Origin of the sequence: Streptomyces sp. NBC_00273 (genome assembly GCF_036178145.1) — a bacterium.
In the GTDB taxonomy this organism is placed as follows: domain Bacteria; phylum Actinomycetota; class Actinomycetes; order Streptomycetales; family Streptomycetaceae; genus Streptomyces.
Genome location: NZ_CP108067.1, coordinates 4,104,441 through 4,123,950 on the forward strand (window position 1 = coordinate 4,104,441; position 19,510 = coordinate 4,123,950).

The 19,510-nt window shown below is 71.0% G+C and carries 19 protein-coding genes and 1 pseudogene; 7 read left to right on the forward strand and 13 right to left on the reverse strand.

From position 1 onward, the window contains the following. Positions 1–19: 19 nt before the first annotated feature. The 4 genes from OG386_RS17405 to OG386_RS17420 form a co-directional block, all read right to left on the reverse strand. Positions 20–1,384, reverse strand: coding sequence for a DUF4407 domain-containing protein (locus tag OG386_RS17405; RefSeq protein WP_328788918.1), 1,365 nt, complete (start codon positions 1,382–1,384; stop codon positions 20–22). Then, a complete protein-coding gene (locus OG386_RS17410) occupies positions 1,374–3,116 on the reverse strand; it encodes a hypothetical protein (RefSeq protein ID WP_328788919.1) in 1,743 nt (580 codons plus the stop codon). The genes OG386_RS17405 and OG386_RS17410 overlap by 11 nt, the downstream gene beginning before the upstream one ends. After that, a complete protein-coding gene (locus OG386_RS17415; protein WP_328788920.1) occupies positions 3,113–5,437 on the reverse strand; it encodes a hypothetical protein in 2,325 nt (774 codons plus the stop codon). Before OG386_RS17415 ends, OG386_RS17410 begins: the two co-directional genes overlap by 4 nt. An 87-nt stretch (positions 5,438–5,524) precedes the next feature. Further along, positions 5,525–6,382 (reverse strand): hypothetical protein, encoded by an 858-nt coding sequence (locus OG386_RS17420; protein ID WP_328788921.1) that lies wholly within the window; start codon positions 6,380–6,382, stop codon positions 5,525–5,527. A 286-nt stretch (positions 6,383–6,668) separates the two neighbouring features. Between OG386_RS17420 and OG386_RS17425 the strand changes: the two genes are divergently transcribed. Beyond that, entirely contained in the window at positions 6,669–7,208 is a 540-nt protein-coding gene (locus OG386_RS17425) for a Pycsar system effector family protein (protein ID WP_328788922.1), read from the forward strand. Here OG386_RS17425 and OG386_RS17430 read toward each other — a convergent pair. The 6 genes and pseudogenes from OG386_RS17430 to ychF form a co-directional block, all read right to left on the reverse strand. Further along, on the reverse strand, positions 7,188–7,892 hold the full coding sequence (locus OG386_RS17430; protein ID WP_328788923.1) for a Crp/Fnr family transcriptional regulator: 705 nt from the start codon (positions 7,890–7,892) through the stop codon (positions 7,188–7,190). The two genes, OG386_RS17425 and OG386_RS17430, sit on opposite strands and share 21 nt — an antisense overlap. A gap of 180 nt (positions 7,893–8,072) precedes the next feature. Further along, positions 8,073–8,312: a Txe/YoeB family addiction module toxin gene (locus OG386_RS17435; protein ID WP_328793280.1), complete on the reverse strand. Its 240-nt coding sequence runs from the start codon at positions 8,310–8,312 to the stop codon at positions 8,073–8,075. Beyond that, positions 8,305–8,418 (reverse strand): annotated as a pseudogene (locus OG386_RS17440) (type II toxin-antitoxin system prevent-host-death family antitoxin); the annotation flags it as partial. The pseudogene OG386_RS17440 and the gene OG386_RS17435, both read right to left, overlap by 8 nt. Positions 8,419–8,705: 287 nt before the next feature. Next, entirely contained in the window at positions 8,706–9,122 is a 417-nt protein-coding gene (locus tag OG386_RS17445; protein WP_328788924.1) for a PIN domain nuclease, read from the reverse strand. Beyond that, positions 9,119–9,370, reverse strand: a complete 252-nt coding sequence (locus OG386_RS17450) for a type II toxin-antitoxin system VapB family antitoxin (protein WP_328788925.1) — start codon at positions 9,368–9,370, stop codon at positions 9,119–9,121. The genes OG386_RS17445 and OG386_RS17450 overlap by 4 nt, the downstream gene beginning before the upstream one ends. A gap of 707 nt (positions 9,371–10,077) precedes the next feature. Then, positions 10,078–11,166, reverse strand: a complete 1,089-nt coding sequence (gene ychF, locus OG386_RS17455; RefSeq protein ID WP_328788926.1) for a redox-regulated ATPase YchF — start codon at positions 11,164–11,166, stop codon at positions 10,078–10,080. Between the two features lie 135 nt (positions 11,167–11,301). On the opposite strand from ychF, the gene OG386_RS17460 reads away from it, so the two are divergent. Beyond that, positions 11,302–11,823, forward strand: coding sequence for a DUF6542 domain-containing protein (locus tag OG386_RS17460; protein WP_405788594.1), 522 nt, complete (start codon positions 11,302–11,304; stop codon positions 11,821–11,823). A 9-nt stretch (positions 11,824–11,832) separates the two neighbouring features. On the opposite strand, the gene ppgK is transcribed toward OG386_RS17460, so the two are convergent. After that, a complete protein-coding gene (ppgK, locus tag OG386_RS17465) occupies positions 11,833–12,606 on the reverse strand; it encodes a polyphosphate--glucose phosphotransferase (protein WP_328788927.1) in 774 nt (257 codons plus the stop codon). Positions 12,607–12,627: 21 nt separating this feature from the next. Next, entirely contained in the window at positions 12,628–13,632 is a 1,005-nt protein-coding gene (locus OG386_RS17470; protein WP_373297352.1) for a 4-hydroxy-3-methylbut-2-enyl diphosphate reductase, read from the reverse strand. Between the two features lie 105 nt (positions 13,633–13,737). Here OG386_RS17470 and OG386_RS17475 point away from each other — a divergent pair, with 105 nt between their 5' ends. From OG386_RS17475 to OG386_RS17490, 4 genes are all read left to right on the forward strand, one after another. Then, positions 13,738–15,117, forward strand: a complete 1,380-nt coding sequence (locus tag OG386_RS17475) for an APC family permease (protein ID WP_328788928.1) — start codon at positions 13,738–13,740, stop codon at positions 15,115–15,117. A gap of 33 nt (positions 15,118–15,150) precedes the next feature. Continuing rightward, on the forward strand, positions 15,151–16,404 hold the full coding sequence (gene xseA / locus OG386_RS17480) for an exodeoxyribonuclease VII large subunit (protein ID WP_328788929.1): 1,254 nt from the start codon (positions 15,151–15,153) through the stop codon (positions 16,402–16,404). Between the two features lie 54 nt (positions 16,405–16,458). Further along, on the forward strand, positions 16,459–16,677 hold the full coding sequence (locus OG386_RS17485) for an exodeoxyribonuclease VII small subunit (RefSeq protein ID WP_328788930.1): 219 nt from the start codon (positions 16,459–16,461) through the stop codon (positions 16,675–16,677). Between the two features lie 150 nt (positions 16,678–16,827). Further along, positions 16,828–17,421, forward strand: coding sequence for a malonic semialdehyde reductase (locus OG386_RS17490; RefSeq protein WP_328788931.1), 594 nt, complete (start codon positions 16,828–16,830; stop codon positions 17,419–17,421). Positions 17,422–17,574: 153 nt separating this feature from the next. Here the strand turns inward: OG386_RS17490 and OG386_RS17495 are convergent, their stop codons facing one another. Further along, positions 17,575–18,093 carry a DUF4245 domain-containing protein gene (locus tag OG386_RS17495; RefSeq protein WP_328793282.1) on the reverse strand — a complete coding sequence of 173 codons (519 nt, stop codon included), beginning with the start codon at positions 18,091–18,093 and terminating at the stop codon, positions 17,575–17,577. A 286-nt stretch (positions 18,094–18,379) separates the two neighbouring features. Between OG386_RS17495 and glpX the strand changes: the two genes are divergently transcribed. Continuing rightward, positions 18,380–19,411: a class II fructose-bisphosphatase gene (gene glpX, locus OG386_RS17500; protein WP_030011229.1), complete on the forward strand. Its 1,032-nt coding sequence runs from the start codon at positions 18,380–18,382 to the stop codon at positions 19,409–19,411. The last annotated feature ends 99 nt before the right edge of the window (positions 19,412–19,510 follow it).

The following is a 19,510-nucleotide window of genomic DNA, read 5'->3' on the forward strand; positions in this document are numbered from 1 at the left end:
GACCGGTCACCGTCGGGCGTCACTCGCCCAGGAGCCGGGCGGTGCGGGCGTCGAGCTCCTCCCGGACCATGCGGGCGTGCTCGGTGCGCGCCTTGAAGTGGTCGTGCCCCAGCCGGGCCTTGTCCTCCTCGGCCCACACCTCGGCCGCGTACTGGCGGACCTCGTGGTCGATGGCGTCGACCCGGCGCTGCGCCTCCTGGTCCTCCAGGTGGATGCGCTTGTTGGCCTCGCGCCGCTCGCCGAGCCTGCGGTCGTACTCGGACGGGCCGCTCATCATCTTGGCGAGCACCGGCATGGCGTCGACCAGCAGCAGCACGGCGTGCAGCAGGAACATCATGAAGAGCGCGAAACCGTCGGACCAGGCCACCGTGGACAGCGCGTCGGCGCGCAGCAGCAGTCCGTCGTGCTGCTGCGACGTCTGCCGCTCGGCGACCTTGGCGTCGATCGCCTTCTTGACGTCCGTGCGGTAGGCGGTGCCGGTGTTGATCAGCCGCTCGGACAGGACGTTGCCCTTGCCGACGAGCTCGGCGCGCTTCGCCTCGTACGCGGCGACCTTGCTCGTCTCCTTGTACGCGCTGGTGTCGGCGCGGGCTCGCTCACAGGTCTCGGAGGTGTCCCAGCCGTTGCCCCGCCGGATCCAGCGGTCCTTGGCGCACTCGCGGCGCTCGGTCTCCAGCTTCCCGCCGAGGGTGTCGTTGTAGGTCTTGATCTGCTCGTCGAGACGGGTGGTGGCGGCGGTGATGTCGGTGATGTCCTGTTTGATCGAAGCCGGCTCGCCCGGCACCGTCATATGGAAGTCCCCGCACTCGCCACGCTTCGTGGTGTCCTGGCCGTCGAGGGGGTTGCAGTCGGTGAGGTGGCCCCGGAAGTCGGCGAGGTCGCGCTCCCTGCTGACCGCCATCTCCTGGCGTATCTCCCGGTCGAAGATCTGGAACAGCAGCGGCTCGGCGATGGTGAGCCCGAGCACCACGGAGAGGAACAGCCGGGGCACCAGCATGCGGACCGCCCGACCGCCGGTGTAGCCGTGGGTGCTGGAGACCAGCCAGCTGTCCAGGGCCAGCACGATCCACGCCCACACCATGCCGACCACGACGGCCACCGCGACCGGCGTGCCCTCGCGGATCGTGCAGATCGCCATGGCCATGGAGGCGCCGCCGAGCAGCGCGGTGTTGAGGACGATGGCCCCGTACCACGTGTAGCGGGCGCGCTCGGCGCTCTCGCGGTCGAGGATCTCCTCGCGGATGCCGATCAGACGGCGCAGGAGCGCGGCGGGGCTGCGGCTGCGGCCTCCCCGGGCGCGGTGGGTGCGGTGGGCGGGCCGGGGCTCGGCCGCCCACGCGTCGTACTCCTCGTCGGGCGGGCGTACGGGGGTGTCAGCGGCCACGCTCCTCCCTCCCCGCTTCACCGAGGTCGTCGTCGGCGATCAGGGGGCGGTGCGCGGAGCGGGCGCCGTCGTCGTCACCCGCTCCGTCGCGGTCCGGGTCGGTGCCGCCGGCGCGGGCGGACCGGTCGGAGCGCTCGCCCCCGTCGCCGTAACGGTCTTCGCCGTAAGGGTCGTTCCCGTACCGGTCGTCCCCGTACGCATCGTCACGGCGGGCGTCGCGCGGGCCGTTCTCCCGCCCGTGCTCCTCCTTCTCGTACGGGTCCTCCTGGTCGTAGGACCGTCCGCGGCGCTCGCCGGAACGGTCCCCGGACGACGCGCCGCTGCCCTCCTTCAACTGCGGGGTCTCGGCGGCTCCGGCCACCTGCGCGGCGGCGGGCGGGTCCTGGTCCAGGAGGCCCTGTCCGGTGCTGAGGCGCTCGACGAAGGCACGGGCGTCGATCGGCGCGTTGTCGAGGAGGCCGCGGTTGATCATCTGGCGGCCCAGTTCCTGGTTGATGTTGTCGCGCCGGTCGGCCCGGTGCCGCCGCTCGGCCCGGTCGGCCAGCACGTCCTCGCGCTGCTCGGTGCGCTGCCGCAGCCGGTCGTCGCGGTCCGCGATCCGCTGCTCGCGCTGCTCCTCCCGGGCGGCGTCGAGCGCGGCGCGCTGGTCCTGGCGGTCGACCTCACGGTGGCGGTCCTCGCGCTCCAGGCTGTAGCGGAGGTCCTCCCGATCGGCGTGGCGCCGCCGTTCGGAGTTCTCCCAGTGGCGCTCCTCGTCCTCGCGCTGCCGCTCGCGCCGCACCCGATCGCTCTCGCGCTGCCGCTCGGACAGCTCGGAGAGCCCGATCTCGCCCCCGTGCCGGGCCAGAACGTCGGTGTTGGCCGGGTCGGTGCCGAAGTCTTCGAGGTCCTTGAGCGCCTCCGCGCGCACGAACTCGTTGTTCTTGCGCTTGATGTTGTGGGTGTAGTGCTGGTCCTCGGCGTCGGTCCGCTGGGTGTACGACCGCCGGAGGTCATCCAGTTCCTGCTGGTGCCGCATTTCGATCGACTTGCGCTCGGCTTCCATCGCCTTGCGTTCCTTCTCGCGCTCGTGGTCCATCTGCTCGCGCTCGCGGCGCACCGCCTCCTTCACGCGGTCGTGCTCGCGTTCGCGCCGCTCCTCGTCGGCACGGCGCTGCTGGTCGGCGAACTCCTGCGGGGTGAGCACCGTCAGGTACGGGTCGCCGACGGTGAGCCCGGCGATCCGCGGCGGTTCCATCTCCAGGTACGAGATCAGGCGTGCGGTCAGCCTCCGGGACACCTCCTTGCCCGCTTCGAGCGGCCATTCCTGGGTGACGTCGGTGAGTCCGGGCAGCGCCCGGAGATAGCCGAGCAGCCGGGACTCCACGTCGACGACGCCCTCGCGGACGACGGCCACCGGGTCGGTGACCGTGCAGTGGAAGGCGACCTGGACGGTGAAGCCGTCGGTCTCGGCGGACGGTACGTCGGTGCCGACCGTGACGGGCACGGCGGTACGGCAGTCGACGACGGTGACCGAGCCGGCGTTCAGGACGGTCTCGTCGCCGGGCCCGCGGACACCGTGGTCGGTGAGGTATTGGTCCCCGGTGCGGTAGACGAGGACCTGGTGGGCGGAGACGCGGGGCAGTTCGTCGTGCGAGCGGGTCGGCTGGTTCCAGAAGCGGCGACCGGTGCGGGGCGCGGGAGCCAACACCCGCTCCTCGACCAGGGGATACGTCCTGCGGATCGTGGTCATCGTGGTTCGGTGTCCTTCACACGGTTCATGGCGCCGAGCAGGGCCGCGACGCAGTCGGGACCAGTGGCGCGAGTGGGACGGGAGACCGCGAGTCGGCCCAGCTCGCTTGTCAGCAAGGGGTGCTCGACCTGCGGAAGCGCGGCGGCGAGGGCGTGACCGAGTCGCGCGGCCGCAGCGGTGGGATCGGAGGTCACGGCGTGCAGGCCACGGACCGTGACGAGCAGTGCGGACAGGGCGCTGCGGCGCAGCGGCCGGTAGCAGAGGACCGCCGCCCACAACTCGGCGACGACGTCGGCCTCCTCGGGCCGGTCGGCGACGTAGCGGGCGACGCCGGGGCGGCCCGAGAGCCGCTCGGTGGCGGTGAAGATCCAAAGGGTGGTTTCGAGGACGAGCAGGCCGGACGCCGAGTAGGCGGCGGACCGGGTGCGCCGTTCCTTCCTGATCCGGTGCGCCAGGGCGTCGAGCACGATGCCGGCGTCCTCCTGGCAGTCGACGAGCGTCAGGAACAGCTGCGCCCAGGCCCGCAGCCCGTGTTCGCGTACCTCGTCCTTTTCCAGGGCGCTGGTGCGCAGCACCGCCCAGAGCCACTTCACCGCGTCGGTGGGGAAGGTGACGCCGAGCTGACCGCTGAAGGCGATCAGCGCGGTGCCCCGCAGGGTGGGGTGGAGGGACTGGGCCCAGGTGCGGGCCAGCGTGAGCGCGGCGGCCGCCTGGGTCTCCTCCAGGCACATGTACCAGAGCACGTACACCGCGAGGGTCTGCCCGATCTCGCCGCTCTCCCCGCGCGCCCACGGGTCGAGGTAGCTCTGCACGACCTCGTCGAAGGCGATGTGCCCGAGCAGCGTGAGTCCGGAGGCGATGGAGAGCTGGAGGGCGGGGTCGGGGTCGGCGGCGACGAGCGCCTCCAGCCAGTGGCGGACCGCGTCCCAGTACTCGGTGGGGTGATCGCGCCACAGCGCCTGCAGCACCCAGCGGCGCAGCTCGGAGTCGGCGAAGACCATGACCTCACGGGTGGTCGCGCCGTAGACCTGCATTTCGGTGGTGATCAGGGCGTTGCGGGAGAGCGAGCGGCGCCGGTCCACGGGGCGGGCGCGGCGGCGCGGCTGCGGGTCCTGGCCTTCGGGGGCGGCGGGCTGCCCCGCGGCGTCGGGGGCCATCGCCCCGTCGGCGGCGGCCCCGGAGGCGCCCTCCGGCGTGAAGTAGACCGGTCCGAGGAGCCGTTCGAGGAGGTCCTGGAGCGATTCGAAGGCGCGCCGTCCGATGCCGGGAGCGAAGGCGAGGGTGGTGACCTCCGCGATCTCGCGCAGGCTCCGCTCCTCCTCGGTGCCGAACCACTCCTGTACCGCCTGCGGGGCGCTGCCGCTGTGCTCCTTCCACGCCTGGTCGGGGTCGGCGCCCGCCGCGATCCGCTGGGCCGCGTCGGCGACGACCGCGATGGGGCAGCGGGGCGGGATGCCGGCCACGGCCCGGTCGACGACCTCCTGCGGGATGCGGGCCTGAACCAGCCGGGCGCGCACTACCTTCTCCAGGACCGGGGGCCGCCACGCCAGATGGCGTACGGCCTTGGGGGAACGGCCGGCCACGCCGTGCACGGTGGTGATCACCAGATGGGCGCGGTGGCGACGCAGCTGGTCGCGCACGCGGCGCCAGTCGAAGTCGGAGGACGGACCTGCGGCGCCCGCGGTGGTCGCGGCGGCTCCGGCGGATCCGGCGGCTCCCGCGGTGGCGGCGGTGGCGGCGGTTCCGGTGCGGTCGAGGACGACGTAGCCGACGCCCGCGTCGAAGGTCCGCTCCGCGAGCTGGTCGAGGCCGATGTCGGGCGAGAGCACCACGTAGTCGGCGGAGGGGCCGACGGTCTCCCGGAGCAGGGCGACCGCGCCGGAGCGCTTGCCCGTGCCCTGGGGGCCGGTCAGGACGACGATGCCGGTGCGGGACAGCTCGCTGGCCGCGTCGTCGAAGCAGTCGGGGCGGATGTAGGAGCGCAGTAGCGCGTCGATCTCGTCGCCGTCGAGGAGGCCGGTGGCGCGGGCCCGCCCGGGCCGCTCGGCGGTGGCGATGCCGAAGTGGGCGCGGCCGTGGTACTGCGGGCCGTAGAAGTTGTTGTAGACGCGGTAGTCGCCCTCGGCGGAACCGGCGCCGGAATCGGCTCCGGAATCCGCCCTGGAATCCGTTCCGGAATTCACTCGTGAGGGTGACGGGGATGCGGGTGTGGACGGGGTCGGGGTCGCGGGCGGGGTCGGGCTCGCGGGCGGCTCGGGGGCGGTGCGCGCATCGGCGGTGCCGTTCGCCTCGTCGGTTAACTGCCGGGGTTCGCCGGACACGCCGTCTCCTTCCCCACTGCTTCCGTGGTTCTCCGTGGGTCGGTCCGTGGATCTCACCTGCGCACCCCGTCTCCCCGTCCGCTCAACTCACTTGGAGATGCCGAAGACGACGTTCCCGTTGATGGCGGTTCCGTACAGGTTGGTGGTGACCGAGTCGCCTCGGCCTGCGGCGGCCGCCGTAGAAGCGGAATCCGAACCGGAGGGAGGGGTGACGTCCTCGTGGGACCCAGAACCGCTGTTGTTGTCAGGTCCAGAACCAGAACCGGAACCAGAGTCGGAATCGACACCGGTACTGGAGCTGGAACGGGAACCGGAACCGGAACCGGAACCGGAATCACTGAGGTCCAGGGCGTGGACGTCGTACCCCGACACCCACAGCCAGGCCCGGCCCCGGTACTCCTTCTTCTCGACGACGACCTCGCGGAACTCCTCCGGCCGGAAGTTGGTGTACCCCTGGGCGACGAGCTCGGTGAAGACCGGCGCGGTCAGCGCGACGGCGAGCGCGGCGTCCGGAGCCGCGGCGAGGGCCCGGCGCAGGGGATCGCTCTCCAGGATCCGCGAAACCTCGACGGGGCCGGGGCCCACGAAGCCGTTGGGGGCCTCGGACGCCGGACCGAAGTGCACGGCGGCACGCAGTGCGACCCGCGCGCCGGGCACCCGGTCGCGGTTGTGGGCCCGCAGCCCTGCGTCCAGCCGGCGCATGAACGGCTCGACGAGCGCCTGCTCGTCGGAACCGGCCGGGAGCACGGCGAACTCGGAATCCCCGGCTGACTGCCGTACCCAGGAGGCCCGGTCGAGCCCGGCCGCCTCGGCGGCCTCCGAGAGGAGCCGGGGCAACACTGTCTGGATCTCGCGCTGTCGCGCGGTGTCCGCGCTGCCGTAACCTCGCGCGTCGACGGCGAGCAGGAGCCGCCTGTCGAACACACCCATCGCACCTACGGACATCGCGTCCTCCTCGTCCGTGCCATCGGGAAGGACAGCATGCCGCACCTCCAACTCACTCGCGAACCAAGAGAGTTACGCGATACAGGGCGATGCGGCATGCCGCTCCCGGACCATTGCCCACCCCCCTGGAGCGCCGGTCACCCTGCCAGTCGTACACCGAAACCGGCCACTCGCACCCCGTCGAAATACGGGATCTGGCGTAGTCGCCCGATCCCGTAGAAGTGCCTGGTCCGCCCAGCGGGCCGGCGGCTCAATGGAAGTCCACCCGAGCCGCGTTGGAGGTTCCGTGACATCCACCCCGCCCACCGCACGCACGGCGGCGCCCGCCCCCGCCGAGGGCGCGCCCGGCCCCGCCTCGCGCACGATGCTGACCGTCCTGCAGACCACGCACCAGCACGCCGACGCCAAGGCCGGCATCCTCTCCGCCGTGCAGGCCGCACTCGTGGGGACGGCAGGCTCGTGGAGCGAGGCGGCGCTCGACGGCTGGCGGCGCGGCGGCCTGCTCGGCACCCTGGCGGGGGTGCTGCTGGCCCTCTTCGCCTGCGGTCTCTTCGGCGGCGCGGCCTCGCTCGCGCTGGCCCTCCGGCCGCGCATCTGGCGGCCCACCGGCCCCAACGACTACAGCTTCGTCCGGCTGGCCGCCGCCTCGGACCCGTCCCCGTCCCCCACCACCGCCGAGGACGAGCGGCAGTTGCACGCGATGATCCGCTTCCTCTCCGACGTGGCCTTGCGGAAGTACCGCTGCGTCACCGCCGCCGTGGTGTGCACCGCGGTGATGGGCACCACCGCCGGCCTCTGCCTGCTGTTACGGCCGCTGCTCGGCTGACCCCCGGGGCCGGCGCGGGGCGGGCGGCGCCACGGGCTCGGCAAGTTCGGCCACCCGGGCGAGCCGGGGCAGGTCGTGCACCGTGGTCGTCCGGTATCCGGTCCCGAGCAGCCCCTCGTCCCGCAGCTCGCGCAGCCCCTTGTGCACGGTGGTCTCCGCGGCGCCGGTGAGCGCGGCGAGTTCGGGCTGGGTGAGCTGGAAGCCGATCACATGGCCACCACCCGCCTCGGGCCGCCCGTACGCCACGGCGAGCTCCACCAGGAGCCGCGCGAGGCGCACCTTGACCGGATACCCGCGGAACTCCAGCCGCCGCCGGTTGGCCCAGCGCAGCCGGTCGGCCACGATCCGGGTCAGCGCCATCGCCACCTCGGGCCGCCGCAGCATGAGCCCGTGCAGGGCCCCGGGCCCGATCACCCGCGCCCGCAACGACCCGCAGGCCACCACCCCGGCCGACCGCGGCGCACCGTCGAGGGCGGCCATCTCGCCCACGCTGTCCCCGCCGACCCGAACGGCGAGCAGCGACTCCTGCCCGTTCTCGACGGTCGCGGTGACCTTGGCGAACCCGCTGAGAATCACGTACAGGTGCCGATCGGTGGCGCCCTCGCTGAGCAGCACGCCGCCGGAGCCGAGCGTCAACTCCGAACCCAGCCCGAGCAGTTCCGCCCGCGCGGGGGCGGACAACACCCCGAGCAGGCTCCGACCCGGCCATTCCCACTGCTCACCCGGCCCCACGCCCACCCTCCGCCCGCCGCACCCACGTCCCGCGCCAGCCCAGGCTAGGCCCTCCCCCACCGAATGCGCCCACGCGCGCACGCAAGCCCACCTCACGAAGAACCCCGCCCGGCACCACCCCCGCCCGGGCGGTCAGTAGTGGTACCGAGCCGCGAGGACGACGATCTGCTGGTCCGTCACCAGGTGGACGAGGCGGTGCTCGTCATCGATCCGGCGCGACCACACCCCGGGCTCCGGCTTGCCGATGCCGCTGACGGGGTCACGCCTGACGTCCTCGATGAACTCGTTGATCCTCGCGATCACCTTGCGGTCGCTCTTGAGCCAGGACGTGCAGCCCTCCCGACCCCGGCCCTCGAAAGGAGCCTCACGCAGCACCCGCACCCGCGTCCGCAGAGTCGGGATCGATCAACTCGCGCTCCGACACGTTGACGTTGGCCAGGGCGTTCTCATGCGCCTTGAGCAACCGGCGCGCGTGGGACACCGGTCCACTGCTTACGAGCCCTGATTGCCGCTGACCCCACGTCAGGACATCCAGCACCCCTCCAGCACGGTCATGACGAAGGGGGTCGGACTCGACCGAGCCCGACCCCTTCTGACGTGCACGTTTGACCCAGCACCTAGCATGCAGCAAGCGTACGGCTACACATTGAAGCGGCACTCCACCACAACCACTCTGACCTGCGAATATGTGGGCACACCCCAGCACGGGAATCCCACGCCAAGGACGCTACACAACGCCTGCGAGCTCCGGTGCGCGTTTCCGACTCAATCGACTGTGCCCGGCTCCACGACCCACTCGGCTTGCAGACCGCTCACCGAAGCAATCATGTCGAAGTCGCCGTCGTAGTGCAGGACCGTGGCCCGATGTCGCTCAGCGGTTGCCGCGATGAGGACGTCAGCCAGCGACAGCGCCCGGTGAAAGCCGGCATTCAAGGCCAGGGCCTGGATCTCGAGCGCCCGCTCGAACTCTTCGTCGTTGCAGGGCAGGTAGTCGAACCCACGAAGCAGGGTGCGCAGCCGTAGCGCCTCGGGCCTTCCGCGTGCCGAGTACAGAACCTCGTACTCGGTCGGGGCGCACACCGCCAGGAGCCCATCGCGGTCCAGGGCGTCCAGCCGCGCCCGCACCCCCGGTTTGCCCAGGCGGGCCAGCGCGGACTTGTCGATCAGGTAGCGCCCCTTCACGCTACCGAGGCCCCACCTTCGCGCTTCAGGGAGCCGTCCGGATTCCGCGGCCCCGTCTGCGAGCGGATCTCCGCGAACACGTCATCGAACTCACCGTCATCCATGGCGTCGAACAGCTCCCGGCGCAGCCGTAGCTTCACACCCTCCTCCATGGCCGCCCGCACTGCGGCGGCCTTGGTCTTCACGCCATACACCCGCATCGCCTGCTCGACGATCTCCTCGTCCAGATCGATCACGGTCCTGGCCATCAGTAATCCCTTCACAGCCCGACGACACAACAACGATATCAATCGAGTCGCAAAAATGACATCAAAATGCTGAGGTGTACCGAGGCCGCCCTGCTGCGGACGGTGACGCGCCCCGGCCGGTAGACCACCAGCCGGACCGTTCGACTTGCGGCTGGGCGCCTCACCACCGAGCTAAAGGTCCACCTGCTGATCGACTGCTGCTTCGTAGAAGGCGTCCGCGAGAGCGCGGATGATCGAGTTGATGGCTGGCCCGTCGGTGAAGAAGTAGTCGGCCATCGTGTTGTGGGCGTCCTGGTTGTCTGCGACCGCCTCCGTAACGGCGGCTTGGAAGTCCGGTGACGCACTTCGGATCCTTCTTCGTACCCGTGCCGGCGGCGCTGATGCCCCTCAGTTGCCCGTCGCCCACGAGTGAGATGTCGACCGGGATCGCCTTGCTTTGCTCTCACGAGAATCGTCTGGCAGTGCCGATCACTTTGAACCAGCAGTCACCGTCCCGCGGTTCAGCCACTCACCGAAGTGGAGGCCCATCCACGTCCCAGCGCAATCCCAGCACGGTAGGGGTGATCAGGGGTGATGACAGGTGACGAGGGGTCAGCCATCCCAGCATCATCCCAGCACGGGAAAGACCAAGGGGTCCGGCTCAAGAAAGCCGAACCCCTCCTGAACTGCATGTTCGCCAGACCAGCGACGTGGTGTTACATCACCCGCTACACGTTGAAGCGGAACTCGACCACGTCGCCGTCCTGCATGACGTAGTCCTTGCCCTCCATGCGGGCCTTGCCCTTGGCGCGGGCCTCGGCGACCGAGCCGCAGTCGACCAGGTCCGCGAAGGAGATGACCTCGGCCTTGATGAAGCCGCGCTGGAAGTCCGTGTGGATCACGCCGGCCGCCTCGGGGGCCGTGGCGCCCTTCTTGATCGTCCAGGCGCGGGTTTCCTTCGGGCCGGCCGTCAGGTAGGTCTGCAGGCCCAGCGTGTCGAAGCCGACGCGGCCGAGGGTGGCGAGGCCGGGCTCGTCCTGGCCGACCGACTGGAGGAGCTCCAGGGCCTCCTCGTCGTCCAGCTCGGAGAGGTCCTGCTCCAGCTTGGCGTTGAGGAAGATCGCCTCGGCCGGGGCGACGAGTGCGCTCTGCTCGGCCTTGAAGGCGTCGTCCGTCAGCTCGTCCTCGTCCACGTTGAAGACGTAGAGGAAGGGCTTCGTCGTGAGCAGGTGGAGCTCGTGGAGGAGGTCGCCCTGCTCCGTGCCCTTGGTGATGCCCTTGGAGAAGAGGGTGTCGCCCGCTTCGAGGATCTTCTTGGCCTCGACGACGGCCGCGAGGACCGCGACCTTCTCCTTCTGGAGGCGGGACTCCTTCGTCAGGCGCGGTTCGGCCTTCTCGATCGACTGCAGGTCGGCGAGGATCAGCTCGGTGTTGATCGTCTCGATGTCGTCCTTGGGCGAGACCTTGCCGTCGACGTGGACGACGTTCTCGTCCTTGAAGGCGCGGATGACCTGGCAGATGGCGTCCGACTCGCGGATGTTCGCCAGGAACTTGTTGCCCAGGCCCTCACCCTCCGAGGCGCCGCGCACGATGCCCGCGATGTCGACGAAGTCGACCGTGGCCGGGAGGACCTTCGCCGAGCCGAAGATGCCGGCCAGGACGGCCAGGCGCGGGTCCGGGACGCCGACGACGCCGACGTTCGGCTCGATGGTGGCGAACGGGTAGTTGGCCGCCAGCACGTCGTTCTTGGTCAGGGCGTTGAAAAGGGTCGACTTGCCGACATTCGGCAGGCCGACGATTCCGATCGTGAGCGACACGTTGGCGACTTCCCGTAGCTGGAGGGGGCGGCGGCCCGGGAGTGGGCCACCGGACAGTTTACTTTCCGATGAGTGGCGGTGGATGTACGCGTGTCCGGGGCCCGATCCGGCCCGCTCCCCGCCTACTTTGGTGGGGTGGAGCAATACAGGACGCGATCGGCCCCTCACCAGCAGCGACCGCCGGCCCAGCGCCAGGGGCCCCGGCCCGCCGCGGTGCCCGCCCAGGCCGGTGGCGGTCCGCGACGTTCCGCGCTCGCGCGGCGGATGCCCCGGCCCCGGCTGACCGGGCTCGGCGGCGGCCTGTTCGCGTGCGCCGCCATGGTGCTGGTGGGCGGGATCTGCTGGCTGCTGTTCGGTTCCTCGCTCTTCGTCTACGGGCTGCTCTTCCTGCCCGTAGCGGCCGCCACCGCGCTCTGGGTACGGCCCGCCGACCTGATCACCGCACCGATCGCCGTGCCCATCGCCTTCGCCGCCGGAGTGTGGCCCATCTCGGGCGGCTCCGGCGGCCTCGGCGGGCAGCTCATGGGGCTGGTGTCCGCGCTGTCCCTGCACGCCGGCTGGCTGTACGCCGGGACGCTGGTCGCCGCGCTGATCGCCGTCGTGCGCAAGGCCGTGCTGATCGGCAGGCGGCGGATGCCCCGCCGCCTCACCCAGTGAACCGGCCCCCTACTTCTTCGCCGCCTTCGCTGCCTTCGCCCCTTTCGCTGCCTTCGCCGCCATCGCCGCTCCCACGATGCCCGCGTTGTTCTGCAGCTTCGCCGGGACGATCTCGGCCCGCACGCCCTCGATCAGCGGCAGGAACTTCTCCGGCTTGCGGCTGACTCCGCCACCGATGATGAAGAGGTCCGGCGAGAACAGCATCTCCACGTGCTGGAGGTACCTCTGCACGCGGTGCGCCCAGCGCTCCCACGTGAGGTCGTGGTCCTCCTTCGCCTTCACCGACGCCCGCGTCTCCGCGTCGTGGCCCTTCAGCTCCAGGTGTCCGAGCTCCGAGTTCGCAACCAGCCGCCCGTCCGTGAACAGGGCGCTCCCGATGCCCGTCCCCAGGGTGAGCAGGAGGACGGTGCCGTCCCGCCCGCGCCCGGCCCCGTACGTCATCTCGGCGACGCCCGCCGCGTCCGCGTCGTTCAGCACCGTGACCGGCATTCCGCCCAGCTCGCGCGCGATCAGCGCCGCCGCGTCGACGCCGATCCAGGACTTGTCCATGTTGGCCGCCGAACGGATGACGCCGCCCGTGACCACGCCCGGGAAGGTGACTCCGAGCGGACCGTCCCACTCGAAGTGGCGCACCACCTCGCCGACGCATCCGGCCACCCCCTCGGGGGTGGCCGGATGCGGTGTCAGTACTTTGTGGCGCTCCTGAGCCAGGTCGCCGCGCTCCAGGTCCACGGGAGCGCCCTTGATCCCGGTTCCGCCGATGTCCACGCCGAAGATCTGCATGGACATACCGTACGAAAGGAGTTACTTGTCGGCGACCAGTTCGGCGGCCTCGGCACGCAGGTCGCGGCGGAGTTCCTTCGGCAGCGAGAATACGATCGACTCCTCGGCGGTCTTGACGATCTCCACGTCGGCGTAGCCGCGCACCGTCAGCCACTCCAGGACCTCTTCGACGAGGACCTCCGGCACTGAGGCGCCCGAGGTGAGGCCGACCGTGGTGACGCCCTCCAGCCAGGCCTCGTCGATCTCGCTGGCGAAGTCGACGAGGTACGCGGCCTTGGCGCCGGCGTCCTTGGCGACCTCGACGAGCCGGATCGAGTTCGAGGAGTTCTTCGAACCGACCACGATGACCAGGTCGGAGTCGGCGCCCATCACCTTGACGGCGGCCTGCCGGTTCGAGGTGGCGTAGCAGATGTCGTCGCTCGGCGGCGAGACCAGCAGCGGGAACTTGGTCTTCAGCGCGTCGACCGTCTCCATCGTCTCGTCGACCGAGAGGGTGGTCTGGGAGAGCCATACGACCTTGGACTCGTCACGGACAGTGACCTTGTCCACGTCGTGCGGGCCGTCGACGATCGTGATGTGGTCCGGAGCCTCGCCGGAGGTGCCGATGACCTCCTCGTGGCCCTCGTGGCCGATGAGGAGGATGTCGAAGTCCTCGTTCGCGTACCGGATGGCTTCCTTGTGCACCTTGGTGACCAGCGGGCAGGTCGCGTCGATCGTCGCGAGCTTGCCGCGTGCCGCCTCCTCGTGCACCACCGGCGCCACGCCGTGCGCGGAGAACATCACGATGGAGCCCTCGGGCACCTCCTCCGTCCGCTCGACGAAGATGGCCCCCTTCTTCTCCAGGGTCTGGACGACGTACTTGTTGTGCACGATCTCGTGGCGGACGTACACCGGCGCACCGTACTGCTCAAGGGCTTTCTCGACGGCGATCACGGCTCGGTCCACGCCCGCGCAGTAGCCGCGGGGCGCGGCGAGCAGGACACGGCGGGAAGCAGGAGCGGGGGCGGGAGCAGTCATGTGCTCCATCGTACGGGGGTCTCCAGGAGGCCGGGCGTCCCCCGTACGGCACACACTTGCCCGAAAGCCCTTGCCGCGCATACCGCGCACACCTGCCCCTACCCCGGAGGACGGATGGCTTCCGTTACGGATCCCGGCCCGGCGGCGCCCGCGGCGCTGCGGCGGAGCCTCGGCTACCGGGATCTGGTCGTCTACGGCCTGCTGTTCATCGCCCCCATGGCCCCGGTCGGGGTCTTCGGCACGCTCGACGCCACGTCGCACGGCGCCGTCGCCCTCGTCTACCTCTGCGCGACCGTCGCGATGGCCTTCACGGCCTTCAGCTACGCGCAGATGGTGCGGGTCGCCCCGCAGGCCGGGTCGGTCTTCACGTACGCCCGCAAGGGTCTGGGCGAGGGCGCGGGGCTGATCGCCGGGTGGATGGCGATGCTCGACTACCTGCTGATCCCGGCGGTCGCGTACCTCTTCTCGGGGATCGCGATGAACGCGCTGGTCCCGGAGGTCTCCCGGTGGGTGTGGACGGCCCTGGCCGTGGTGATCACCACCCTGCTGAACCTGTGGGGCGTACGGGCGGCCGCCCGCGTGGGTTTCGCCGTGCTGGCCATGGAGATCGTGGTCCTGCTCGTCTTCGTGGTCGCCGCGGTGACGGTGCTGGCCCAGGGCGGGGCGCGGCGCGGCTGGCTGTCCCCGCTGACCGGCGACGGCTCGCTCGGCTTCAGTACGGCGGCGGTGCTGGGCGCGGTGTCGGTCGCGGTCCTGTCCTACCTCGGCTTCGACGCCGTCGCCTCCTTCGCCGAGGAGGTGACGGGCGGATCGGAGCGGGTGGCGCGGGCGGTGCTGTTCTGCCTGGCGCTGGCCGGGGTGCTGTTCATCGTCCAGAGCTATCTGGCGGCGCTGCTCATGCCCGTGTCCGCGGCGGAGCTGGCGGCCGAGCCGGCGCTGCAGGGACCGGCCTTCTACGACGCGGTGGAGTCCGCGGTCGGCCCCTGGCTGCACGACCTGGTGGCGGTCAGCAAGGCGATCGGGGCGGCCTTCGCGGCGCTGGCCGGGCAGGCGGCGGCCGGCCGGCTGGTGTTCGCGATGGCCCGGGAGCGGCGGCTGCCGCGGATGCTCGCCCGGACCTCGGACGGCACCCCGCGGCCCGCGCTGCTGGTGGCGGCCGTCATCACGCTGGTCGCGGCCGTGTGGGCGGCCCGGCGTGACGACGGGCTCGACCAGCTGGTGTCGGTCGTGGACGTCGGGGCGCTGGTGGCCTTCACCCTGCTGCACGCCGCGGTGGTGGGCTGGTTCGTGGTCAAGCGGCGCGAGGGCCCGCCGATCTGGTGGAAGCACCTGGTGATGCCGGTGCTGGGTGCGGCCGTGACCGTAGCGGTGATCTTCGAGGCCTCTTGGACGGCGCAACTGGTGGGGGCGGTGTGGTTGGCGGTCGGCCTGCTCGTACTGCTCGTCCAGCGCGGCCGCCGGCAGGTGCCCCACGACACCGGCACCGCAGCCTGACGCACTGTCGGCGGCGCCGGATAGCCTGCGTGCATGGGTCTGAATACGTCGGCCGAGGCGCCGCTGCCGGTAGGCCAGGTGTCCCGGCTCATCGGGGGCTGGATCGAGCGGCTCGGCCAGGTGTGGGTAGAAGGGCAGATCACGCAGCTCTCGCGGCGGCCGGGAGCGGGGGTGGTCTTCCTGACGCTGCGCGACCCCTCGCACGACATCTCCGTCAGCGTGACCTGCTTCCGCCAGGTCTTCGACGAGGTCGCGGACGTGGTCTCCGAGGGTGCCCGGGTCGTCCTGCTGGCGAAGCCCGAGTGGTACGCCCCGCGCGGGCAGCTGTCGCTGCGGGCCACGGAGATACGGCCGGTCGGCATCGGAGAGCTCCTCGCCCGGCTGGAGCGCCTCAAGCGGTCCCTGGCCTCCGAGGGGCTGTTCGCGCCGGAGCGCAAGAAGCCGCTGCCCTTCCTGCCGCAGCTGATCGGGCTGGTGGTCGGGCGGGCCTCGGCGGCCGAGCGCGACGTCCTGGAGAACGCCCGCCGCCGCTGGCCGGCGGTCCGCTTCGAGGTGCGCAACGTAGCCGTCCAGGGGGTGCACGCGGTGCCCCAGGTGGTCCAGGCGGTCAAGGAACTCGACGCCCTGGACGAGGTCGACGTGATCATCGTGGCGCGCGGCGGCGGCAGCGTGGAGGACCTGCTGCCCTTCTCCGACGAGGAGGTGGTGCGGACGGTCGCGGCGGCCCGCACCCCGGTGGTCTCGGCGATCGGCCACGAGCCGGACTCCCCGCTGCTGGACCTGGTCGCGGACGTCCGGGCCTCCACGCCCACGGACGCGGCGAAGAAGGTGGTACCGGACGTCGGCGAGGAGCTGGAGCGCGTACGCCAGCTGCAGGCCCGGGGGCTGCGCGCGGTCAGCGGGCTGCTCGACCGGGAGGAGCGGGGTCTCGCGCACGCCCTGGCCCGGCCGGTCTTCGTCCACCCCCAGCGGATGGTGGAGATCCGCGAGGACGAGCTGGACGCCCTGCTGGCCCGGTCCCGGCGCACGCTGGGGCACTTGCTGGACCGGGCCGACTCGGAACTGGCGCACACCCTCGCACGGGTGGTGGCGCTGTCCCCGGCAGCGACCCTGGAACGGGGGTACGCCGTGCTCCAGCGGGCCGACGGCCATGTGGTGCGCTCGCCGCACGAGGTGGCTCCCCACGACGTGCTGCGCGCGCGGGTGGCGGAGGGCACGTTCTCCGTGGAGGTCTCCTCGTCGCACGCCCCGGAGGCTCCCAAGGACGCAACGGCCGCTTCGGAATAGCGACACACGGCCGCAATCGCGCGGTCGCACGACACGCAGAGGATGGATACGGGAATGACAGAGGCCGGAACGGCGCTGGGGTACGAGCAGGCCCGCGACGAGCTCATCGAGGTCGTCCGCAAGCTGGAGGCCGGCGGGACCTCGTTGGAGGACTCCTTGGCGCTCTGGGAGCGCGGCGAGGAGCTGGCGAAGGTGTGCCGGCACTGGCTGGAGGGGGCCCGGGCCCGGCTGGACTCGGCGCTGGCGGCGCGCGAGTCGGCCGAGGAGGAGTGACCGGCGAGGAGTGACCGGGGAGGAGTGACCGGGGAGGAGTGACCGGGGAGTGATCCCGGTCACCCGGACGCAGATTTAGTTGAAAGTTCACCTATCTCCGCCGTAGAGTCTGGGACATCGCTTCACCTCCGTATGGAAGAAGGCTTTCCGATGTCTCTCGTTCTTGACTCCGCCGCGCAGGACCTGCTGTTCCGCGAGGCCCGCACGGCCAACTCGTTCACCGACGAGCCGGTCACCGAGGAGCAGGTCCAGGCGATATACGACCTGGTGAAGTTCGGCCCCACCGCCTTCAACCAGACCCCGCTGCGCATCACCCTGGTCCGCTCCCCCAAGGCCCGCGAGCGCCTCGTGCAGCACATGGCCAAGGGCAACGACGCCAAGACCGCCACCGCCCCGCTGGTCGCGATCCTCTCCGCGGACAACGAGTTCCACGAGGAGCTCCCGCAGCTGCTGCCGCACTTCCCGCAGGCCAAGGACGCGTTCTTCTCCGAGCGCCCGGTCCGCGAGCAGTCCGCGCTGCTGAACTCCGCGCTGCAGGCCGCCTACTTCATCATCGGCATCCGCGCCGCCGGCCTGGCCGCGGGCCCGATGACCGGCGCCGACTTCGCCGGCATCCAGAAGGAGTTCCTGGACGCCGACCACACCCCGATCATGGTCATCAACATCGGCAAGCCGGCCGCCGAGGGTGCCTGGTTCGACCGCTCCCCGCGCCTGGGCTTCGACGAGGTCATCACCACCGTCTGACCGGCGCCGCAGCCGCAGCACGCGCAGAAGGGCCGTGCGCCCCGGGATTCCGGGGCGCACGGCCCTTCTCGCGTACGCGTTCCGCGCAGGTGCGCGAGGCGCTGCCCGCCCCGCACGCCCTACGCGCCCACTCGCCCGCGCGCCCTACTTGCCCTACTTGCCCTGCTTGAACTCCAGCGCGGCCGCGAGCGCACCGAGCTGCTCGAAGGAGGCCGTGCCGGTCACCACCGTGACGTAGCCCTGCTCCTGCCGCACGAGGGCGTCGTACTTCTCGCCGTCCCAGCGCTCCCAGGCCCGGTCGCCGACCTGCTGCGTCTGCCCGGTGGCCGTCGCGTGCTGGGTGACCTTGGCGAGGTACTTCGCCGAGGTGTCCGTGGACTGCTCCACCGCCGCGTACTGCCGCTCCGGGTCGAGGAAGCCCAGGTGCCAGGCGCTGGCGTTCTTGCGCTCGTACGTCACCGAGGTCGCCCGCCACTGCTCCGGGAGCCCCACGGGGGCCGCCACCGGATACGGGGCCGCGCGCCGGGCCGTCACGGTTTCCACCCGGTAGTCGACCGTCCGCGTCGGGTCGGCCTCCCCGTCATGCGGGACGAAGAGGTAGATCCCGGCGACGACGATGCCGATCACCCCCAGCGACCGGACCATGTCCCAGACCGTCTGCTTGCCTTTCATACCTGCCACGGGACCCATCGTCCCGCATCGCGGGGCCGCGATCACCGCCGGGGTCGCGGTGCGGCGCGCGTCGACGGACCCTGGAGAGTCCCGGAGGGTCCTGGAAGGTCCGGGAAGATCCTGGAAGGCCCGGAAAGTCCTTGAGGACCGCAAGACGTCGGCTCAGGACAATCGACTGACCGATATGCCGCTCATACGTGACCCGCCCTGCTCAATATGTCGACGTACCGATAGAGTTCCAGCACCCTCACTTCCCGGCCGTCGCCGTACAGAAAGGTGCGCTCCGATGACCGAGCACAACCTGCCGCCCCAGCTCGAAGTCTCTCCGGAGGCCCCCGACCGCAACCTCGCACTGGAACTCGTACGGGTCACCGAGGCCGCGGCCATGGCCGCGGGCCGGTGGGTCGGACGCGGTGACAAGATCGGCGCCGACGGTGCCGCGGTCAACGCGATGCGCACCCTGATCTCCACCGTCTCGATGAACGGCGTCGTCGTGATCGGCGAGGGGGAGAAGGACGAGGCCCCCATGCTCTTCAACGGCGAGCGGGTCGGCGACGGCACGGGCGCCGAGGTCGACATCGCCGTGGACCCGATCGACGGCACCACCCTGAACGCCAAGGGCATGCCGAACGCCATCGCCGTGCTGGCCGCCGCCGACCGCGGCACCATGTTCGACCCGTCCGCGGTGTTCTACATGGAGAAGCTGGTCACCGGCCCGGAGGCCGCCGACTTCGTCGACATCAACGCGCCCGTCTCGGTGAACATCCGCCGGGTCGCCAAGGCCAAGAACATGGCCGTCGAGGACGTCACCGTGGTCATCCTGGACCGCCCCCGCCACGAGGGCATCGTCAAGGAGATCCGCGAGACCGGCGCCCGGATCAAGTTCATCTCCGACGGCGACGTCGCGGGCTCGGTCATGGCCGTGCGCGAGGGCACCGGCGTCGACCTGCTCCTCGGCATCGGCGGCACGCCCGAGGGCATCATCTCGGCGTGCGCCATAAAGTGCCTCGGCGGCACCATCCAGGGCAAGCTGTGGCCCAAGGACGAGGCCGAGCGCCAGCGTGCGCTCGACGCCGGTCACGACCTCGACCGCGTCCTGACCACGAACGACCTGGTGTCCGGCGAGAACGTCTTCTTCGTCGCCACCGGCATCACCGACGGCGAGCTGCTGCGCGGCGTCCACTACCGCTCGGAGACCGCGACGACGTCCTCGCTGGTCATGCGCTCGAAGTCGGGCACGATCCGACGGATCGACTCCACGCACCGCCTGTCGAAGCTGCGCGCGTACAGCGCGATCGACTTCGACCGCGCGCACTAGTCACCGGCGTGAGGAAGCGAGAGGGGCGGTCACCGCGTGCGGCGGGACCGCCCCTCTCGCTTCCTCACGTTCGGCGTCCGGCGTCCGGCGTCCTGGCGG

Excerpts from the sequence above, each read along its gene's own strand:
- OG386_RS17490 (WP_328788931.1), top strand. The coding sequence starts at position 16,828 with ATGTCTCTCGTTCTTGACTCCGCCGCGCAGGACCTGCTGTTCCGCGAG.
- glpX (WP_030011229.1), top strand. The coding sequence starts at position 18,380 with ATGACCGAGCACAACCTGCCGCCCCAGCTCGAAGTCTCTCCGGAGGCC.
- OG386_RS17420 (WP_328788921.1), bottom strand. The coding sequence starts at position 6,382 with ATGTCCGTAGGTGCGATGGGTGTGTTCGACAGGCGGCTCCTGCTCGCC.
- OG386_RS17495 (WP_328793282.1), bottom strand. The coding sequence starts at position 18,093 with ATGAAAGGCAAGCAGACGGTCTGGGACATGGTCCGGTCGCTGGGGGTG.
- OG386_RS17470 (WP_373297352.1), bottom strand. The coding sequence starts at position 13,632 with ATGGAGCACATGACTGCTCCCGCCCCCGCTCCTGCTTCCCGCCGTGTC.
- ppgK (WP_328788927.1), bottom strand. The coding sequence starts at position 12,606 with ATGCAGATCTTCGGCGTGGACATCGGCGGAACCGGGATCAAGGGCGCT.
- OG386_RS17475 (WP_328788928.1), top strand. The coding sequence starts at position 13,738 with ATGGCTTCCGTTACGGATCCCGGCCCGGCGGCGCCCGCGGCGCTGCGG.
- OG386_RS17450 (WP_328788925.1), bottom strand. The coding sequence starts at position 9,370 with ATGGCCAGGACCGTGATCGATCTGGACGAGGAGATCGTCGAGCAGGCG.
- xseA (WP_328788929.1), top strand. The coding sequence starts at position 15,151 with ATGGGTCTGAATACGTCGGCCGAGGCGCCGCTGCCGGTAGGCCAGGTG.
- OG386_RS17410 (WP_328788919.1), bottom strand. The coding sequence starts at position 3,116 with ATGACCACGATCCGCAGGACGTATCCCCTGGTCGAGGAGCGGGTGTTG.
- OG386_RS17485 (WP_328788930.1), top strand. The coding sequence starts at position 16,459 with ATGACAGAGGCCGGAACGGCGCTGGGGTACGAGCAGGCCCGCGACGAG.